Consider the following 19,584-nt stretch of genomic DNA (forward strand, 5'->3'; position numbering starts at 1 on the left):
CCGCCCCCCCGCCCCCCCCCCCAACCCCCCCCCCCCCCCCCCCCGGCCCCCCCCCCCCCCCGGCCCGCCCGCCCCCGCCGGCCCCCCCCCCCCCCCCCCCCCGCCCCCCCCCCCCCCCCCCCCCACGACTCTCGTACAGGCGCTACTTCTTGCGGCGGCGCCCGCCGCCCTTCTGCGCCTTGCGCCGCTCCGCCCGCGTCAGCCCGTCCGAATCCGACCGCGAAGGCTGCCCGTCGTTGTCGAAGTCGCCCTCGACGACACCGCCCTCCCCGTCCACCGTGGGCGCGGAGAAGTGCAGCCGGTCGGGCCGCTGCGGGGCGTCGAGCCCCTTCGCGCGGATCTCCGGACGGGACGCGACCGCCGGAACCGCGTCCTCCTTGGCGAGCGAGGTCCGAGCCGCCGCGTCCAGCACCGGGACCTCCTCGACCTGCTGCTCGACCTGGACCTCCAGGTTGAACAGATAGCCGACGGACTCCTCCTTGATGCCCTCCATCATGGCGGTGAACATGTCGAAGCCCTCGCGCTGGTACTCCACCAGCGGGTCCTTCTGCGCCATGGCGCGCAGGCCGATGCCCTCCTGGAGGTAGTCCATCTCGTAGAGGTGCTCGCGCCACTTGCGGTCCAGCACGGACAGGACCACGCGCCGCTCGAGCTCACGCATGATGTCCGAGCCGAGCTGCTTCTCGCGCTCGTCGTACTGCTCGTGGATGTCGTCCTTGATGGACTCGGCGATGAATTCGGCGGTGATCCCGGCCCGGTCGCCGGCCGCCTCCTCCAACTCCTCGACGGTGGCCTTCACCGGGTAGAGCTGCTTGAACGCGCCCCACAGCCGGTCCAGGTCCCACTCCTCCGCGAAGCCCTCGACGGTCTCCGCCTGGATGTACGCGTCGATGGTGTCGTCCATGAAGTGGCGCACCTGCTCATGCAGGTCCTCGCCCTCCAGAACGCGGCGGCGCTCGCCGTAGATGACCTCGCGCTGCCGGTTGAGGACCTCGTCGTACTTCAGGACGTTCTTACGCGTCTCGAAGTTCTGCTGCTCGACCTGCGACTGGGCCGACGCGATCGCGCGCGTGACCATCTTGTTCTCGATCGGCACGTCGTCGGGGACGTTGGCCATCGCCATCACGCGCTCGACCATCTGCGCCTTGAACAGTCGCATCAGGTCGTCGCCCAGGGAGAGGTAGAAGCGGGACTCGCCCGGGTCGCCCTGACGGCCGGAGCGACCGCGCAGCTGGTTGTCGATACGCCGCGACTCGTGCCGCTCGGTGCCCAGCACATAGAGCCCGCCGAGGTCGGTCACCTCGTCGTGCTCGGCCCTGACGGCCTCCTCGGCGCGCTCCAGCGCGGCGGGCAGCGCCGCGGCCCACTCCTCGACATGCTCGACCGGGTCCAGGCCGCGCTGGCGCAGCTCCGCCTCGGCGAGGTCGTCGGGGTTGCCGCCGAGCTTGATGTCCGTACCGCGTCCGGCCATGTTCGTCGCGACCGTGACCGCGCCCTTGCGGCCGGCCTGGGCGACGATCGTCGCCTCCCGATCGTGCTGCTTGGCGTTGAGGACCTCGTGCTGGACGCCGCGCTTGTTGAGCTGCTGCGAGAGGTACTCGGACTTCTCGACCGAGGTGGTGCCGACCAGGATCGGCTGGCCCTTCTCGTGCTTCTCGGCGATGTCGTCGACGACGGCCGCGAACTTGGCGACCTCGGTGCGGTAGATCAGGTCGGACTGGTCCTTGCGGACCATCGGCCTGTTCGTCGGGATCGGCACGACGCCCAGCTTGTAGATCTGGTGGAACTCGGCGGCCTCGGTCATCGCCGTACCGGTCATGCCGGAGAGCTTGCCGTAGAGGCGGAAGAAGTTCTGCAGGGTGATCGTGGCGAGGGTCTGGTTCTCATCCTTGATGTCCACCCCTTCCTTCGCCTCGATCGCCTGGTGCATGCCCTCGTTGTAGCGGCGGCCGGCGAGGATACGGCCGGTGTGCTCGTCGACGATCATGACTTCGCCGTCGATGACGACGTAGTCCTTGTCCTTCTTGAAGAGTTCCTTGGCCTTGATCGCGTTGTTCAGGTACCCGACAAGCGGGGTGTTCACCGACTCGTAGAGGTTGTCGATGCCCAGCCAGTCCTCGACCTTCGCGACACCCGGCTCATGGATGGCGACGGTTCGCTTCTTCTCGTCGACCTCGTAGTCGCCGGTCTCCTCGATGCCCTTGAGCGTGTTGCCCGCCTCGCCCTTGGCCAGGCGGGTCACCAGCTTGGCGAAGTCGCCGTACCACTTGGTGGCCTGGTCGGCGGGGCCGGAGATGATCAGCGGCGTACGGGCCTCGTCGACGAGGATCGAGTCCACCTCGTCGACGATGGCGTAGTTGTGGCCGCGCTGGACGAGCTCGTCCTTGGACCAGGCCATGTTGTCGCGCAGGTAGTCGAAGCCGAACTCGTTGTTCGTGCCGTACGTAATGTCGCAGTTGTACTGTTCGCGACGTTGCGCCGGAGTCATGTTGGCGAGGATGCAGCCGACACTCAGGCCCAGGAACTTGTGGACGCGGCCCATCATCTCGGAGTCGCGCTCGGCCAGGTAGTCATTGACCGTGATCAGGTGGACGCCCTTGCCCGAGAGCGCGTTGAGGTACGCGGGCAGCGTGCCGACGAGGGTCTTGCCCTCACCGGTCTTCATCTCGGCGACGTGTCCGAGGTGCAGCGCGGCGCCGCCCATCATCTGTACGTCGTAGTGGCGCTGGCCGAGGACGCGCTTGGCGGCCTCGCGGACGGTCGCGAACGCCTCGGGGAGCAGGTCGTCCAGACTCTCGCCGTCGGCGTAGCGCTCCTTGTATTCGTCTGTGAGCGCCCGCAACTCGGCGTCGGAGAGGTTGACGAAGTCCTCTTCGATGGAGTTGACCTGGTCCGCGATGCGGTGCAGTTTGCGCAGGATCTTGCCTTCGCCTGCACGCATGAGCTTGTTGAAGACGGACACTGAGGTTGGTCTCCTTGCCAATCGGGCCTGGCACTGGGTCGTGTTATGGACACTGGCGCGGGCACGGCAGGTGGGCCCCACCGCAACGGCCATCGTAAGCGAGGACCCCACCAGGTCGGGAGGCCCGCCGTCAGCCAGGCCTGCTGTCATCCGCAATTAGAACGCGCGGGACGCGTGGAAGGTGCCGGTGAGGTACGAAAAGTGCTCGCTTCCCTCCGCGGACCTGACAAGAATCCGGCTATGGAGCCCATCACCCTCACCACAGAGCGCCTCCTGCTGCGCACGTTCACGACCGACGACACGGAGGCCGTGTACCAGGCCTGTCAGGATCCCGACATCCAACGGTGGACGACGGTTCCCTCGCCTTACGAGCGGCAGCACGCGGCCGAGTTCACCGGGCAGATGGTGCCGGACGGCTGGCGCTCCGATGTGCACCTTCGCGGTGCTGCCGCGCGCGGGCGGCCCGCTGATGGCGTCGGTCGCGGTGACCCTGCGCACTCTCTCGGGCACCTGGGAGATCGGCTTCTGGACGGCCAAGGAGCACCGGGGGCGCGGCGTCATGGCGGAGGCCGTGGGCGCCGTGGCGCACTGGGCCTTCGCCAGGCTGGGCGCGACGCGTCTCGAGTGGCGGGCGGAGGTGGGCAACGCGGGCTCGCGGGCCGTCGCCGAGAAGGCCGGCTTCGTCGTCGAGGGGGCACTGCGCGCGGCCCTGCTCAACAAGGACACGCTCAGGGACACCTGGGTGGGCGCGCTGCTCCCGTCCGACCTGGGACTGACGAGCACCCATCCGTATCTCCCGACCCGGAGCTGACGGCAGGCGAGGATGACCGGACGGGGAGGACCGGACGTGGCTTCGCCCGGCAGGGGCTTCGCCCGGCAGGGGCCTCGCCCGGCAGGGGCCTCGCCCGGCAGGGGCCTGGCGGCCGGAGCCGCTTGCCCCCGGACCGATTGTCAGTGCCGCCATCTAGGGTGCCGACCATGACCCCTGTGCCGCGGCCCACCGCCGAACTGTCCGCCGACGAAGCCCGCCGCATAGCGCTGCGCGCCCAAGGGTTCCTGGGCGCGCCCGACAGGCGGGCGGGGGTGCGGGGCGTATTGCGGCACCTGGGCGCCGTACAGCTGGACACGATCTCGGTGCTGGCGCGCTCGCACGAGCTGATTCCGTACGCCCGGCTCGGCGCGGTCGGCCGCAGGGTGGTTGAGGACGCGTACTGGACCGAGGGGCACAGCTTCGAGTACTGGTCGCATGCGGCCTGCATCCTGCCCGTCGAGGAATGGCCGCACTTCGCCTTCCGCCGCCGCGCCTACCGCGCCCGCCCGCAGTGGCACCACGACCTCCCGGACGCTGCGTATGAAACGGTCGTCAAGCAGCTGCGGGCCGAAGGCCCGCTCACCGCGACGGCGTTGGGCGGCGCGAACAACGGCGGGGAGTGGTGGGACTGGTCGGCCTCGAAGGTCGCCATCGAGCGCGCGCTGATGTACGGCGAGGTCGTGTGCACCGAGCGGCGCAGCTGGAAGCGGGTGTACGACCTCGCCGAGCGGGCCATCCCCGACGATCTGCTGCACGACGAGCTGGACGACACGGAGTGCCTGCGCCGGCTCGTCCGGCTCGCGGGCCAGGCGCTCGGCGTCGGCACCCGCGCGGACATCGCGGACTACCACCGCCTCAAGGGCGAGCAGTTCGACGCGGTGGTCGCGGATTCCGGGCTGGTCCCGGTGACGGTCGAGGGCTGGTCCAAGCCCGCCTGGGCGGACCCGCAGGCGCTGGTCTCCGAGCCGCGCGGCCGGCATCGTACGACCCTGCTCTCGCCGTTCGACTCACTCATCTGGGAACGGGCGCGCACCGAGCGGATCTTCGGCTTGACACACCGCCTTGAGGCATACGTCCCCAAGCCCAAGCGGGTGTACGGCTACTTCGCGATGCCGCTGCTTTCGGGTGGACAGCTGCTGGGCCGCGTCGACCCGGCTCGCGAGGGCACGACGCTGGTGGCACGCCAGGTGTCCCTGCACGGCGCGAAGTCGGTGGCCCCCATGGCGCAGGCACTGCGCGAGGCGGCGCAGTGGGTCGGCTGCGATTCCGTACGCATCGAACGGGTCGACCGCCCCGAACTCACCGCGGACCTCGTCCGGGCCGTTTCCTGACCCTTGCCCGCGGGTGACCGCTACCGAATCTCGAGGATCTTCTCCCGCATCGCGTAGACCACGGCCTCCATCCTGGAGTGCAGCTGCAGCTTCTCCAGGATGTTGCGGACGTGGTTCTTCACGGTGTTCTCGGAAATGAACAACTGCTTGGCGATGTCGCGGTTGTTCATCCCCGTGGCGACGAGCTTGAGCACTTCCAGCTCCCGCTCGGTCAGCCGGGGCGCGGGCACAAGCCTGCGCTCGTCGGTGCGCTGGATCATCGACTTGAACTCGGTGAGCAGCTTGGACGCCATGGACGGGCTGATCTGCGACTGCCCGTCCGCCACCGCGCGGATCGCCGTGGCCACCTCGTCGGTGGAGATCTCCTTGAGGAGATAGCCCGTGGCGCCCGCCTTGATCGCGTCGTAGAGGTCGGCCTCCTCATCGCTGATCGTCAGCATGATGATCTTCGCGCTGGGAGCCACCTCCTTGATGGACGTACAGGCCTCGATGCCACCGCGCTTGGGCATCCGCACATCCATCAGCACGATGTCGGGCAGCAGATCGGCCGCCTTGTCGACGGCCTCCGCGCCGTCGCCCGCCTCGCCGACGACCTGGATGTCCTCCTCCTGAGCGAGGACGATCTCCAGCCCGCGCCGGAACAGGGCGTGGTCGTCCACCACCAGGACCCGGATCGGCTCCTTGCGGGAGCTGCCGTGGTCCGCATCGGCAGCGACGACCGTGGCACCAGCGTGGTCCGCGTCGTCGTCGCGAACCGGCCCGAAGCTGTCCGCCATCGTTCCTCCCCCTGAGGCCGTGGCCTGAAGATCACGTGTGGTCTGCCAACATCAGTGCACAGCGCACCGGTTGGCTTGCGAGGCCATGCTTTCATGCCCGGACGAAAGAACGGTGATCCAGTGGTGGCGCGGTGGTGCCCCTGGGGGCGCACAGGGCGCTCCAGGGGCACCATCTACCTGCTGTGACGGCCTCGTCAGCCGCCGAGAGCACCTCCGGCGCCGCCTGCCTCGGATCCCGCCAGCGGGTCGGTCTCCAGGTGAATGACGCCATAGTCGTATGCGTGCCGTCGGTAGACGACACTGGGCTGCTTCGTCTCGGAGTCGACGAAGAGGTAGAAGTCGTGCCCGACCAACTCCATCTCGTAGAGCGCCTGGTCGAGCGACATCGGTGCTGCGGTGTGGATCTTCTCGCGGACCACCAGCGGTCCCTCGCCCTGGATTTCGAGCGAACCGATCCTGGTGGTGGGAATGGATTCCGACGCCTCTTCGGCATGCGGCCTGCCATTGGCGTTCAACTCGGCGACGCCGGGAACGACATCAGCCACTTCGGACGCCGAAATGCGGCCGTTGCCACGGCGGGTGTGGCGCTTGTCATGCTGCTTGCGCAGCCGCGCCTCCAGCTTGCCGGTGGCGAGGTCGAGTGCTGCGTACGGGTCGCCGGCCGCGGCCTCCGCCCGGATCACCGGTCCTCGGGAGTGAAGAGTGATCTCCACCCGGTCGGAACGGTCGGCCTGCCGCGGGTTGTGCTCCTTGGACACCTCGACGTCCAGGCTGATCACCTTGCCGTCGAGCTTCTGGATCTTGTCCAGCTTCAGCTTCTCGGCCACGTGCTTGCGGAACCGCTCGGGCACCTCGGTCTTGCGGCCCTTGACGACGATGTCCACGCAGAACTCCGTTCCCGGATAGCCCCGCCCGCTCGCAGGCTGCGGAGCGTCTCCCTCTTGCACCAGGCTCCGGTGATCACCAGAGCCTCGGACTTGGCGACTTTCACCTCCTCCTCCCCAGTCGACAAGGTCCCCACCCCACCAACTTTTCGAGGTTCGATTTCCTCGAATACCTGACCGAAAACCCGGAAGCACGGCAGTGCATTCGGTGCGGTACGGCGCTCGCCATTCCTCACAACCCGAACATAGCTCGATCGGAGCGGTGTCGGCACCCGCTACCAGCGCGTACCTCCGTTCAGTAGTAATTCTCCTCTCACTGCCTGCAACGTTCCGACTACCCTGTCAGTTCCGGTTCATTTCGAAAGAGATCGGCGGCACCGCGACAACCGCTGCACTCAGCTGCAGGGGGCGGGGAAATCGCGGCCCGGCGGCCGCGCGGAGCGCCCGCGCCGCCTCCACCAGCGACGCCCCCGTCGTCATGAGATCGTCCACGAGCACCGCCCGGCCGCGCCCCAGAAGCCGTCCGCCGCCTGCCACGACCTCCAGAGCTCCCGCCAGATTCGCCACCCGTCCGCGAGCCGTGAGGCCGGACTGGTCGGCCACTGCCCGCCACTGCCGCAGCACCGGGAGCGCCCTCGCCTCCGTCCCCGTGCGCCGCAGCTCGCCCGCGGCGGCGAGAGCGATCCGCCGCGCCGCGTCGTGCCCCCGCGCCCTGACCGCTCGCCGCGCCGACGGCACCGGCACGAGCAGCAGCGGCCCGGCGACCCGGGGCAGGCCGGCCCGCACCGCCCCGGCGAGCGCGACGCCCAGGGGCCGGGCCAGCCCCAGCGCGCCCCGCTCCTTGTGGGCGAGCAACACCGCACGTACCGCATCGGCATACGGTGCGGCGGCGTGCACCACCGGCAGGCCCGCGGGCTCCGGCACCGGCCTCGCCCGGCGCGCTGCCGTGCCGTACAGCGCCCACGCGCACTCCTCGCACAGCGGCGTACGAGGAGAGCCGCAGCCGCCACAGTCGACCGGCAGCACCAGACCGGAGATTTCCCGCCACCAGCCCCGCATGGCAACCACTGTGCCAACAGCTGAAGGCCCGTGCCACCCCTGTGGATAACTCCGCGCGGGGACTCGAGGGAGTTGTCCCCGGATCACTCCCGAGGCCCTCCGAGGGCCTCCTGAGGCCCCTGGGAGGGGCACTCTCCTGAAGCCCTGGGAGTGGCGGCTCCGCCGAGAACCGGGACGCTCCCCCGAGGCCCGCGACGCTCCCCCGAGGCCCGGGACCGCTCCCCCGAGGCCCGGGACGCTCTCGTGCGGCCCGGGAGGGGCTCTCCTGAGGCATCCCTGTCGTGGCGCGCCGGCCCGGCCGGGGAAGAGGCCGAGCCGGTCGCGGTTACCCCGGGTAGACCGGCGACGAGCCCTTCTTCACCAGCGTCTGCCAGTTCGCGCCGGCCGGGAGCCGCACGATGCCGTCGTCCTCGGAGTACGCCACCAGCGGGCGAGTCTCGTCGTCCCACGCCGCGACCGCCTTGACCCGGTTCAGCCCCGGCAGCACGCTCACGTCCGAACTCGAGCCGTCCGTCTGCATATAGCGCACCTGCTGCACCCCGCCGGACTCCTTGCCGACCACCACCAGCCTGCTGGGACCGGCCCAGGAAACCGCCGTCACCGTCTCCATCTGCGGTGCGGCAGGCCGCAGTTCCGCGACGGACACCACCGGGTTCCCCTTGGGGCCGGGTCGCTCCACGCGGCCGATCTTCAGCGTTGTTTTCCTGTCCTTGGTCAGCAGCAGCGCGATCCGCACACCGTCCGCGGAGACCTTCAGCGCCTCGATGCGCGCGCCGTCCAGCCCCGGGATGATCTTGACATTCTGAGGTGTGCCCGCGCCGTCCACCAGACGCCACAGCGCCGGATGCTCGGGGTCGCGGTCCGCGACCCACAGATCACCACGCCCGTCCCAGCTGGGGGCCGAAAGACGGTTGCCGGTGCTCTTGCCGGCGCTCTTCACCACCGCGTTGCCCAGCTCGCTCTCCGCGGATATGGACGACACATACAGGCGGCTGTTGTCCTTCGATACCGCGGCGGCGGTGCGCTCGTCGCGGGCCACCCCGACCATGCTCAGGGGCAGCTGCCCATTGCCGAACGGCCCTGGCACGTTCTCGGGCACGCTCACATCCTTCGCTCCGCCCGCCAGCAGCGCCAGCCGGTACTTGTCGTCGACGAAGTACTGGTTGACCGGCCTGCCCGAGACGTGGTCCGGCGCGTAACCTTCCGCCTGGCCGCTGTTGAGCACACACAGCTGCGAGCCGTTCGCACGCTGCAGCTCCACCTGCTCCACCCTGGTGGACGTGAGGTCCTTCAGAGTGAACAGGATCTGCGCCGCCATCTTCATGCACTGCTGGCGGTCCACATTGGACGCCTTCTCATTGAGCGGCACCTTCAGCGCGTTGCGGTCGTCGAACGTGAGCGACTTGGTGCCCTCCTTCAGCGCCGTACCGGTCGGGAAGGGTGACTCGACCACTGGCTTCAGCCAGTTCGTCGGCCCGTCCAGCAGCGTCTTGACCGACTGTGTGACGGGATCCATCCGGGTCACCGGATCCAGCCGCTGCCGGATGTAAACCGGGTCGGCCACCAGGATGCTCCGCCCGGAGGCGAAGTAGTACTTGTTCACCGAGCGGTAGTTTCGCTGGAAGTCTGATGCGCCGAGCACCAGCCCCGGCGGCAGGTTGTCGATACGCCACTGCTTGCCGTCCGGACCGTTCTGCTGCGACAGATGAATGGTCCGGCGGTAGTCGGTGGGCGTGACCGGCTGATAGGCGTGCTGCGTGTCCACCGTGGCGATCTGCTTGCCCAGCAGCGGATAGTCGATGCCCGGATTGTCCGCGTCGCCCGAGCTTGCCTGCCCCGCGTCCGGTGCGGCCGACAGCACCGTGGTGCCCGCCTCCGGCCGCCACTTCTGGGACGTCTCCGGCATCAGATAGGTCCGCGCGGTTGCGAAATTGGCATCGTCGCTGGTCATCGCCTCCAGGAAGCCTGTGACGATCTCGTCGGGAGTGGCCCCCTTCCGCGGCGGCACCGCATACACCCGCACCTGGGAGTCCCCGCGCGGGGACGCCTTCACGGCGTGGATGTCACCGCTGTCCGGCATCGAGGCGCACCCGGCCATCAGCACACTGCCGCAGCCGAGCAGCGCCGACACGCGCAACGCGCCTCGTCGGCCGTTGCGACGGGGATCAGCGCCCACGAGTCGTGTCCTCCCGGTTCGAAGCAACCTGTGCCGCGGAGTCGTCGTGCCGCTCCCCCGCCTGACGCGCCACCACCCGGGCACCGCTGCCCGGCAGCGCCGCGGGATCCACGCCCGTCGGGCCCGTACGAGGCGGCAAAGGAGCCCGCGGCGGCACAGACAGGGGCAACCGGTCCGTGGCCGACTGAGCCGGCACGGACGCCAGCAGGTGCCCGCTCAGCATCAGCTCGTCGGACAAGGCACGCTCCCTGTTCTGCCGCGAGTCCTCCGGCTCCAGCGGTATCGGCGAGCCACGCAGCGGCTCGTCCGCCGTACGCGGCAGAGTCAGCCGGAACTGCGAACCCCCGCCGGGCTCACCCCACGCCTGCAGCCAGCCGCCGTGCAGCCGGGCGTCCTCGACCGCGATGGACAGACCGAGACCGGTGCCGCCAGTGGTCCTGGCACGCGCCGGATCCGCCCGCCAGAAGCGGTTGAACACCCGGGTCGCCTCCCCCGGCTTCAGCCCCACGCCGTAGTCGCGTACGGCGACCGCGACAGCCCCGCCGGCCACTGCCATCCGCACCACCACGTCCCGGCCCTCGCCGTGCTCGACGGCGTTGACGACCAGGTTCCGCAGGACACGCTCCACACGCCGGGCGTCGGCCTCCGCCACGACCGGCTGCTCGTCGCCGATCACCCGTACCCGGCTGCCCTTGCGCTCGGCCAGCGGCTCGGCGCCGCCGATCACCCGCCGTACCACCTCGCGCAGATCTATCGGCTCGGCCTCCAGCGCCGCCGCTCCCGCGTCGAAGCGGCTGATCTCCAGCAGATCGGAGAGCAGCGACTCGAAGCGGTCCAGCTGATCCCCGAGCAGCTCGGCGGAGCGCGCCGTCACCGGGTCGAAGTCCTGCCGCGCCTCATGGATGACATCGGCTGCCATCCGTACGGTCGTCAGCGGCGTACGCAGCTCGTGCGAAACGTCCGAGACGAATCGCCGCTGCATCCGGGAGAGCTCCTCCAGCTGCTGGATCTTGAGCTGAAGGTTCTGCGCCATCTTGTTGAACGCCTCGCCGAGTCTGGCGATGTCGTCCTCGCCGGTGACCTTCATCCGCTCCTGGAGGCGGCCCGCGGAGAGCCGCTCGGCGATCCCCGCGGCCATCCGTACGGGCGTGACGATCTGCCGCACCACCAGCCAGGCGATGGCTCCCAGCAGGACCACCACGAACAGTCCGGCCGTGGCGAGGGTCCCTCTGACCAGGCTGAGCGACTGCTCCTCCTGCGCCAGCGGGAAGAGGTAGTACAGCTCGTAGGGATTGCCCTCGATGTCGTTCAGCCGTGTACCGATGACCAGCCCGGGTTCGGGCTCGTGCTCATCGTTGTTGTACTTGATCCGGATGTACGTCTCGTACGTCCCGGTTCCCTGGTCGACGGCTTCGCGAAGTCCCTCGGGGATGCTCGCGAAGTCCACGCTCCCCGAGGTACGGGGCCCGCGGCTGGAACCGGCATCCTCGGAGCCGGAACTCAGCGCCACCACGTTGAACGCGCCCTGACCACCACTGGCGAGCTGCTCCACCAGATCGGACCGCCAGGAGCTCCGGGCGGTCCTGCCGTCCGTCGAGGCGCCGTCCTGCCCGCCGGGCCCGACAGGGGCGTTCGCCCTCTCCCGCGCCACCGCGAAACCACCGGCAGCCTGGCTCTGGGCCGCCTTCCCCTTGGCGTCGAGCAGACCGTTACGCACCTGCCCGATGACGACAAGGCCGAGCAGCAGCACCACGCCGAGCGACATCAGCAGTGTGCTCGCGACCACCCTGAGCTGGATGTTCCGCCGCCACAGCCGGAAGGCCGGCAGCAGCGGACGGCGCACCCAGCGCATGGCGAGCCGGAGGACCGGGCCGCCGGGCGCACTGTCCTGGGGCAGCCGTCCGCCGTGGAGCAGGCGGCCGAATCGCGAAGGCTCACGCCCCGGTCCGGCAGCCCGCCCCGTACGGACTCCCGGCTCCCCGGGCTTCGGAGCAACACTGCCTCGGGACATGTCAGCTCGGCCCGGCCTTGTAACCGACACCACGGACGGTCACCACGATCTCCGGGCGCTCGGGGTCCTTCTCGACCTTGGAACGCAGCCGCTGTACATGCACATTGACCAGCCTCGTGTCCGCGGCGTGGCGGTAGCCCCACACCTGCTCCAGCAGCACCTCGCGGGTGAACACCTGCCAGGGCTTGCGAGCGAGCGCGACCAGCAGGTCGAACTCGAGCGGGGTGAGGGCGATCGACTGCCCGTCCCGCTTCACGGAGTGACCGGCCACATCGATGACCAGATCGCCGATCGCCAGCTGCTCCGGCGCCGGCTCCTCGGACCTCCTCAGCCGCGCCCGGATCCGGGCGACCAGCTCCTTCGGCTTGAACGGCTTGACGATGTAGTCATCGGCCCCGGACTCCAGGCCGACCACCACATCCACGGTGTCGCTCTTGGCGGTGAGCATCACGATCGGCACGCCGGACTCGGCCCTGATCAGCCTGCACACCTCGATGCCGTCCCGTCCGGGCAGCATGAGATCCAGCAGTACAAGATCCGGCTTGGCCTCACGGAAAGCGGCAAGTGCCTTGTCGCCGTCCGCTACGAACGACGGCTCGAAACCTTCACCACGCAGCACAATCCCGAGCATCTCGGCCAGTGCGGTGTCGTCATCGACGACAAGGACTCGTCCCTTCATAATCGACATCATCCCATTAGCTAATCGTTACCTGGCGTGACCTGGCACACAGCTCCGCTATTCCGCCCCCGGTGACCGGGGACAATGCTCCTTGCTCGGTGACTATCGCCGTCACCAGATCCGGGGGTGTGACGTCGAACGCCGGGTTGTACGCCTGCGTCCCCAGCGGCGCCACCGTCAGCCCGCCGCCCACTCCCCCTCCGGCCGCCACTATCTGCGGCGCGGTGACCTCCGTCACCTCCTGCCCAGGCCGTTGCTCCACCTCTATCGAAGCCCCGTCCGGTGTGCTCAGATCCACCGTCGTCGTCGGCGCGACCACAATGAACGGTACGTGGTGGTACTTCGCCAGCACCGCGAGCGGGTAGCTCCCGACCTTGTTCGCCACCGAACCGTCGGCGGCGATCCGGTCGGCCCCGACCAGTACGGCATCCACCTCCCCCGCCGCGAAGAGTGACCCCGCGGCATTGTCCGTGAGCAATGTGTACGGCATTCCGCCGCGCGCCGCCTCATAGGCGGTCAGCCGCGACCCCTGCAGCAGTGGCCTCGTCTCGTCCACCCACAGCCGCCGCAGCCGCCCAGCGCGGTGCGCCGTGAGCGCCACGGCGAACGCGGTGCCCTCACCGCCCGAGACCAGCGCCCCGGTGTTGCAGTGGGTCAGTATCCGGTGACCGCCACCCGGCAGCAGCTCGTCGAGCAGTACCAGTCCGTGCTCAGCCATCCGGGCACTGGCCGCGGCATCCTCCCGGTGCAGCCCCTTGGCCGCGGCCAGCGCCGCCTGCCCTGCCTGCTCCGCGTCCGCCCCCTTCTCCGCCGCGGCCCGGTACGCGGCCGCAGCGTGCCGCACTCCGTATCCCAAGTTCACGGCGGTGGGCCGCGCCTGCTCCAGCAGCCCCACTGCCTCCTCCACGTCGTAGCCCCGCACGGCGGCGAGGGCCACACCATAGGCACCGGCGATGCCCAGCAGCGGCGCCCCACGCACGGCGAGCGTCTGGATCGCCCGCACCAGCGCAGGCACATCGGTGCAGACCAGCTCGATCTCCTCGACAGGAAGCCGGGTCTGGTCGAGAAGCACCAGTACGGGTCCTTCCGGCGGCTCGTCCCAGCGCAGCGCCGGAAGCATGGGCGGCTCCGCGCCGACCGGGTTTTGTACGTACTGATCAGCCATCCGCCCAGTCTGCCCGGTGAGGCACCGACAAAGAAGGTGCGAAGGAGATACAGGGGCCCGCCCACCAGCGGGCCACGCGTGGCACGATGGCAGCCAACCTGCCATCCCGCTACGGGGACGCGCAGTGTGAACGTGCCGACTCGCCGAGCCGGCCCCGCGATCAATCCATGAGGTGGACGACCGTGAACGACACTCCGGGCTGGGCCTCGCCCGGATCTGCTCCCTCCGACGGCCAGGACGGCGGCGTGCCCCGGCCCGCCGCGCCCGTCGACGAGAGCAGCCCCGCCTCGAAGTGGTCCAAAGAGCAGCCGCCCCCGGGACAGTGGTCCGCGCCGACCACCCCGGGTGCCAACCGCGCCCCTGCGCCACCGCCACCACCAGCGCCCGGCTGGGGCGGCGGCCAGCCGGGCGGCGGCTGGGGCCGGCCTCCGGCCGCCGCCAAGCCCGGCGTCATCCCGCTCCGTCCGCTGGGAGTCGGCGAGATCCTCGACGGCGCGGTGTCGACCCTGCGCGCCCACTGGCGAACAGTGCTGGGCATCACGATCACCGTCTCCGTGATCTCCGAGATCGGCAACATCCTCGTCGACCGCTACCTGCTCCCCGACCCGCCCGAGGTCGCCTCGGACGCGGACCCGTCGGAGGCCCTGAGGCAGTCGGTGGACTCGCTGCAGTCCAGCCTCCTCGCCATGGGCCCGGTGCTGATCATCGCCCTGATCGCCACGCTCTTCACCACGGCGCTTCTCACCGTGGTGATCAGCCGCTCGGTGCTGGGCCGCCCGGTGACGCTCTCCGAGGCCTGGCACGAGGCGCGCCCCCGGCTCCCCCAACTGCTGGGGCTGACCCTGCTGTTGCCACTCATGAGCGCCGGCATCATGACCGTGGCGATTGTGCCCGGCATGCTGCTGGGCACCGATGCCGGAATCGCACTGTCCGTACTGGCAGGCCTGGCGGCCTGCGCCGTGATCCTCTGGCTGATGATCCGGTTCGCCCTTGCCTCTCCCGCGCTCATGCTGGAGCGCCAGGGCGTCATCGCATCCCTGCGCCGCTCCGCCAAACTGGTCCAGGGCGCCTGGTGGCGGACCTTCGGCATCATGGCGCTGACGGTGCTCCTGACGCTGCTTGTGTCGATGATCATCGCTGTGCCGTTCGGTCTGATCGCGTTCGCGGTGGACGGCAGCGGGTTCGGCGACCTGTTCGCCGGGACCACCCCGGAATTCGGCTGGCCGTTCCTGATCATCACGGGCATCGGCTCGGTGATCGCGTCCTCCATCACCTACCCGATATCCGCCGGCGTGACGGTGCTCCTCTACATCGACCAGCGCATCCGCCGCGAGGCCCTCGACATCGAACTCGCACGGGCCGCGGGCGTCTCCGGCTACGGCTCCGAGCCTCCTGGCAACGCCCACTCCAGGAGCTGATGCGGTGTCCACCACGGGGGGCGTGACAATGGCGCGGCCGCTGATCCGCGCAAACGACGACGTACCGGTGGACACTCCCCGCATTCCCGCCCGGGAGGCGGCGGAGCGGGAACTGTCCAAGCCGATGTACCACGAGAACGACCCGAGCCTGCTCCAGCGCGCGCTCAACCGCTTCTGGGACTGGGTGGGCGGCATCTTCGACGCCGCGTCAGGCGCCGCCCCCGGCGGCCCGCTCGGTCTTCTCGTCGTCGCCCTGCTCGTCGTCGGCCTGATCGCCGCCCTCTGGTGGCGACTTGGCACACCCCGGCGCGCCCCCGGCACGGTGGACTCCCTCTTCGACGACAGCCCCCGCAGCGCATCCGAACACCGCACCGCCGCCGAGGCCCACGCCGCCGCCGGACGCTGGAACCAAGCAGTCCAGGAACGCATGCGCGCCATCGTCCGCTCCCTGGAGGAACGAACCCTCCTCGACCCGCGCCCCGGCCGTACCGCCGACGAAGCCGCCGCCGAAGCAGGTCGCTCCCTGCCCGACCACGCCGACGGACTCCGCGCCTCCGCCAGGGAGTTCGACGAGGTCACATACGGCGGCCGCACCGCCGGCCGGCAGGCGTATCTGCTCCTGCGTGACCTCGACCTCGACCTGGAGCGCGCCAAGCCCCAACTGAGCGGCGCGGCCCAAGGAGCAGCCGAATGACCGGGGCGACTCTCAGCTCCACCTCCATGTCCCCCACCGGCCGCCAGGTGTGGACCCGCGCCCGCGGCCTGCTCCTGGCGCTCGTCATCCTCGTCGCAGCCGGGATCGCCATGGCCGCCCTGCGCTCCGGGGACCAGCACGGCCGGCTCGACCCCCGCTCCGCCGACCCTTCCGGCAGCCGGGCCGTCGCCGAACTCCTCGAGGACCGCGGCGTCACCACGCGCGTGGTCACCACCCTGGACGAGGCCACCACCGCGGCCGGCCCCGACACCACCCTTCTGGTCACCGCACCCGACCTTCTGACGGAACACCAGCAGGAGACCCTCCGCACCGCGACGGCCAACTCCGGCGGGCGCACCGTCCTCCTCTCCGCCGGCCCCGGGTCGCTCGACGTACTGGCCCCGGGCGTCGACAGCGAGATCCCGGCCCCCGTCTCGGCACGCGCACCTGCGTGCTCCCTCCCCGCAGCCCGCATCGCCGGCAACGCCGACCTCGGCGGTGAGCGGTACTCCACCGAGACGCCCGGTGCCGACAGTTGCTACCCGAGCGACGGGCTGCCGAGCCTCCTCAGGATCGACGACCCCGGCAATGGCGACACCGTCCTGCTCGGCTCCCCCGACATCCTGTACAACCACCGTCTCGACAAGCACGGCAACGCCTCCCTCGCCCTGCAACTCCTCGGCTCCCGCACCCATCTGGTCTGGTACCTCCCTTCGCTCAGCGACAGCTCCGCGGCCGAGGAGAACACCGACGGCGACACCGACAGCACGTTCCTCGGTCTCATCCCCTCCGGCTGGCTCTGGGGGACACTCCAACTCACCCTCGCCGCCGTCCTCGCAGCCATCTGGCGCGCCCGCCGGCTGGGCCCCCTCGTCACCGAACGGCTTCCGGTAGCCATCCGCGCCTCCGAGTCCACCGAAGGCCGCGCCCGCCTCTACCGCAAGGTGAACGCCCGCGACCGCGCGGCGTCGGCCCTGCGCTCCGCCACTCGCAGCCGCCTTGCACCGCTTCTCGGCGTCCCCCCGACCGACGCGCACTCTCCCGCTGCCCTGCTCTCAGCCGTTTCGGCCCATCTCCCCACCGGCGACCGGGACCTCAAGGCACTGCTCTTCGGTCCGGCTCCGGCCAACGACATCGCTCTCGTCCATCTGGCAGACCAACTCGACGCCCTCGAAAGAGAGGTACGCACTTCATGAGCGCCCCGACCCCCGAGACAGCTGAGAACTCGGACCGCGCCCGCACCTCCCTGGAGGCCCTGCGCACCGAGATCGCCAAGGCCGTTGTCGGCCAGGATCCCGCTGTCACCGGACTCGTCGTGGCCCTGCTCTGCCGCGGCCATGTCCTCCTCGAAGGAGTGCCGGGCGTCGCCAAGACGCTCCTGGTCCGCACCCTCGCGGCCTCCCTCGAACTCGACACCAAGCGCATCCAGTTCACCCCCGACCTCATGCCGAGCGACGTCACCGGCTCTCTCGTCTACGACGCGCGCACCGCTGAGTTCTCCTTCCAGCCCGGTCCCGTCTTCACCAATCTCCTTCTCGCCGACGAGATCAACCGCACCCCGCCCAAGACCCAGTCCTCGCTCCTGGAAGCAATGGAAGAGCGTCAGGTCACAGTCGACGGCACCCCCCGCCCGCTGCCGGACCCCTTCCTGGTCGCCGCGACCCAGAACCCGGTCGAGTACGAGGGCACCTACCCCCTTCCCGAAGCCCAACTGGACCGGTTTCTCCTCAAACTGACGGTCCCTCTGCCGTCCCGCGAGGACGAGATCAACGTCCTGACCCGGCACGCAGAGGGCTTCAACCCCCGCGACCTCCAGGCTGCGGGCGTGCGCCCCGTCGCGGGCCCCGCCGACCTGGAAGCGGCCCGCGCTGCCGTCTCCAAGACCTCCGTCTCCGCCGAGATCGCGGGCTATGTCGTCGATATCTGCCGTGCCACGCGTGACTCCCCCTCACTCAGCCTCGGGGTGTCTCCCCGAGGCGCCACAGCCCTGCTCTCCACCGCCCGTGCCTGGGCCTGGCTCACCGGCCGCGACTACGTCATCCCCGACGATGTGAAAGCCCTGGCCCTGCCCACCCTGCGCCACCGGATCCAGCTCCGGCCCGAAGCGGAGATGGAGGGAGTCACCGCCGACTCCGTCATCACCGCGATCCTCAGCCACGTCCCCGTCCCCCGATGAGGCGCTGACCCATGGCCCTCACCGGAAGAACCGCACTCCTCGCCGCTCTCGGCTCTCTCCCCGTGGGCATCCTGACTCCGAGCTGGACCGGGATGCTCGCTGTGAATGCGCCTCTCTCACTAGCAATCTTGTGCGACTACGCCCTCGCGGCGCCAGTGCGAACGCTCCGATTCACCCGAAGCGGTGACACATCAGTTCGACTGGGTGACGTCGCGGAAGTGCAGCTGACCGTCACCAATCCCTCGAGCCGCCGCCTGCGCGCCCACCTCCGGGACGCCTGGCCCCCGAGCAGCTGGCTCACCGGCACCGAACAGGCGGCATCCCGGCACAAGCTGACCGTCCCCGCAGGCGAACGCCGGCGCATCACCACCGTCCTGCGCCCCACACGCCGCGGCGACCGCCAGGCCGACCGCGTCACCGTCCGCTCGTACGGACCTCTGGGCCTCGCCGCTCGCCAGGGCAACCACAAGGTCCCCTGGACGGTCCGCGTCCTGCCGCCCTTCACCAGTCGCAAGCACCTGCCGTCCAGACTGGCCCGGCTGCGCGAGCTCGACGGCCGCACCAGCGTTCTCATCCGCGGCCAGGGCACCGAGTTCGACAGCCTGCGCGACTACGTCCCCGGTGACGACACCCGCTCCATCGACTGGCGCGCCACAGCCCGCCAGACCACCGTCGCCGTGCGCACCTGGCGTCCCGAACGCGACCGCCACATCCTCGTCGTACTCGACACCGGCCGCACGTCAGCCGGCCGAGTAGGGGATATCCCGCGCCTCGACGCGGCCATGGACGCAGCACTGCTCCTCACCGCACTGGCCTCGCGCGCGGGCGACCGAGTGGACCTGCTGGCCTACGACCGCCGTATCCGCGCCCAGGTCCAGGGCCGCTCAGCGGGCGACCTCCTGCCTGCCCTGGTCAACGCGCTCGCTCCCCTCGAACCCGAGCTCGTCGAAACCGACACGCGCGGCCTCAGCGCCACGGCGCTGAAGAGCGCCCCACGCCGGTCCCTGATCGTGCTCTTCACCAGCCTCGACACCGCACCCATCGAAGAGGGCCTGCTCCCGGTTCTCCCCCAGCTCACACAGCGCCACACGGTGCTTGTGGCCTCGGTGGCCGACCCCCACATCCAGCAAATGTCCACAGCCCGAGGCACCATCGAGGCTGTTTACGACGCCGCTGCCGGCACCCAGGCCCAGGCTCAGCGCCGCCGCACGGCAGAGCAGCTCCAACGCCACGGCGTCACCGTCGTCGATGCCACCCCCGACAACCTCGCGCCTGCCCTTGCAGACGCCTATCTCGCGCTAAAGGCTGCCGGCCGCCTCTGAGAAAGAGGCGGCGGCATTGCCCCTGAACGCAGAAAAGCCCCGCACCAAAATGGTGCGGGGCTTTCCCACAAAGATTGTTCGGCGGCGTCCTACTCTCCCACAGGGTCCCCCCTGCAGTAC

The 19,584-nt window shown here is 69.9% G+C and carries 14 protein-coding genes and 1 pseudogene; 7 read left to right on the forward strand and 8 right to left on the reverse strand.

Annotated elements, in window-relative coordinates; all coding sequences use genetic code 11:
* Window positions 1–142 precede the first annotated feature (142 nt).
* Window positions 143–2,962 (reverse strand): preprotein translocase subunit SecA, encoded by a 2,820-nt coding sequence (gene secA / locus ACFYWY_RS36965; protein WP_389195517.1) that lies wholly within the window; start codon window positions 2,960–2,962, stop codon window positions 143–145.
* Window positions 2,963–3,202: 240 nt separating this feature from the next.
* Between secA and ACFYWY_RS36970 the strand changes: the two are divergent.
* Window positions 3,203–3,773, forward strand: a pseudogene (locus ACFYWY_RS36970) (GNAT family N-acetyltransferase).
* Window positions 3,774–3,940: 167 nt separating this feature from the next.
* Window positions 3,941–5,104 carry a winged helix-turn-helix domain-containing protein gene (locus ACFYWY_RS36975; protein ID WP_389195520.1) on the forward strand — a complete coding sequence of 388 codons (1,164 nt, stop codon included), beginning with the start codon at window positions 3,941–3,943 and terminating at the stop codon, window positions 5,102–5,104.
* A gap of 20 nt (window positions 5,105–5,124) precedes the next feature.
* Here the strand turns inward: ACFYWY_RS36975 and ACFYWY_RS36980 are convergent, their stop codons facing one another.
* From ACFYWY_RS36980 to mtnA, 7 genes are all read right to left on the reverse strand, one after another.
* Entirely contained in the window at window positions 5,125–5,880 is a 756-nt protein-coding gene (locus tag ACFYWY_RS36980; protein ID WP_389195522.1) for a response regulator, read from the reverse strand.
* 194 nt (window positions 5,881–6,074) lie between these two features.
* Window positions 6,075–6,764, reverse strand: a complete 690-nt coding sequence (hpf, locus tag ACFYWY_RS36985) for a ribosome hibernation-promoting factor, HPF/YfiA family (protein ID WP_389195525.1) — start codon at window positions 6,762–6,764, stop codon at window positions 6,075–6,077.
* Between the two features lie 342 nt (window positions 6,765–7,106).
* Window positions 7,107–7,823, reverse strand: coding sequence for a ComF family protein (locus ACFYWY_RS36990; protein WP_389195527.1), 717 nt, complete (start codon window positions 7,821–7,823; stop codon window positions 7,107–7,109).
* A gap of 325 nt (window positions 7,824–8,148) precedes the next feature.
* The gene (locus ACFYWY_RS36995; protein WP_389195530.1) at window positions 8,149–9,999 is read right to left on the reverse strand and encodes an LpqB family beta-propeller domain-containing protein; all 1,851 of its coding nucleotides are present in this window, start codon (window positions 9,997–9,999) and stop codon (window positions 8,149–8,151) included.
* Window positions 9,989–12,010 (reverse strand): MtrAB system histidine kinase MtrB, encoded by a 2,022-nt coding sequence (mtrB, locus tag ACFYWY_RS37000; protein ID WP_389195533.1) that lies wholly within the window; start codon window positions 12,008–12,010, stop codon window positions 9,989–9,991. Before mtrB ends, ACFYWY_RS36995 begins: the two co-directional genes overlap by 11 nt.
* A 1-nt stretch (window position 12,011) precedes the next feature.
* Window positions 12,012–12,701 (reverse strand): MtrAB system response regulator MtrA, encoded by a 690-nt coding sequence (gene mtrA, locus ACFYWY_RS37005; protein WP_205375139.1) that lies wholly within the window; start codon window positions 12,699–12,701, stop codon window positions 12,012–12,014.
* Window positions 12,702–12,705: 4 nt separating this feature from the next.
* Window positions 12,706–13,854 carry an S-methyl-5-thioribose-1-phosphate isomerase gene (gene mtnA / locus ACFYWY_RS37010; protein WP_389195537.1) on the reverse strand — a complete coding sequence of 383 codons (1,149 nt, stop codon included), beginning with the start codon at window positions 13,852–13,854 and terminating at the stop codon, window positions 12,706–12,708.
* Between the two features lie 182 nt (window positions 13,855–14,036).
* Here mtnA and ACFYWY_RS37015 point away from each other — a divergent pair, with 182 nt between their 5' ends.
* The 5 genes from ACFYWY_RS37015 to ACFYWY_RS37035 are packed head-to-tail and all read left to right on the forward strand — an operon-like array spanning window position 14,037 to window position 19,464.
* Complete coding sequence (locus ACFYWY_RS37015; RefSeq protein ID WP_389195540.1) at window positions 14,037–15,272, forward strand: hypothetical protein; 1,236 nt, start codon at window positions 14,037–14,039, stop codon at window positions 15,270–15,272.
* 4 nt (window positions 15,273–15,276) lie between these two features.
* Entirely contained in the window at window positions 15,277–15,966 is a 690-nt protein-coding gene (locus tag ACFYWY_RS37020; RefSeq protein WP_389195543.1) for a DUF4129 domain-containing protein, read from the forward strand.
* The gene (locus ACFYWY_RS37025) at window positions 15,963–17,162 is read left to right on the forward strand and encodes a DUF4350 domain-containing protein (protein ID WP_389195546.1); all 1,200 of its coding nucleotides are present in this window, start codon (window positions 15,963–15,965) and stop codon (window positions 17,160–17,162) included. The genes ACFYWY_RS37020 and ACFYWY_RS37025 overlap by 4 nt, the downstream gene beginning before the upstream one ends.
* Window positions 17,159–18,142, forward strand: a complete 984-nt coding sequence (locus ACFYWY_RS37030; RefSeq protein ID WP_389195549.1) for an AAA family ATPase — start codon at window positions 17,159–17,161, stop codon at window positions 18,140–18,142. The genes ACFYWY_RS37025 and ACFYWY_RS37030 overlap by 4 nt, the downstream gene beginning before the upstream one ends.
* Window positions 18,143–18,153: 11 nt before the next feature.
* Window positions 18,154–19,464 (forward strand): DUF58 domain-containing protein, encoded by a 1,311-nt coding sequence (locus ACFYWY_RS37035; protein ID WP_389195552.1) that lies wholly within the window; start codon window positions 18,154–18,156, stop codon window positions 19,462–19,464.
* The last annotated feature ends 120 nt before the right edge of the window (window positions 19,465–19,584 follow it).

Origin of the sequence: Streptomyces sp. NPDC002870 (assembly GCF_042888505.1) — a bacterium.
Classification (GTDB): Bacteria; Actinomycetota; Actinomycetes; order Streptomycetales; family Streptomycetaceae; genus Streptomyces.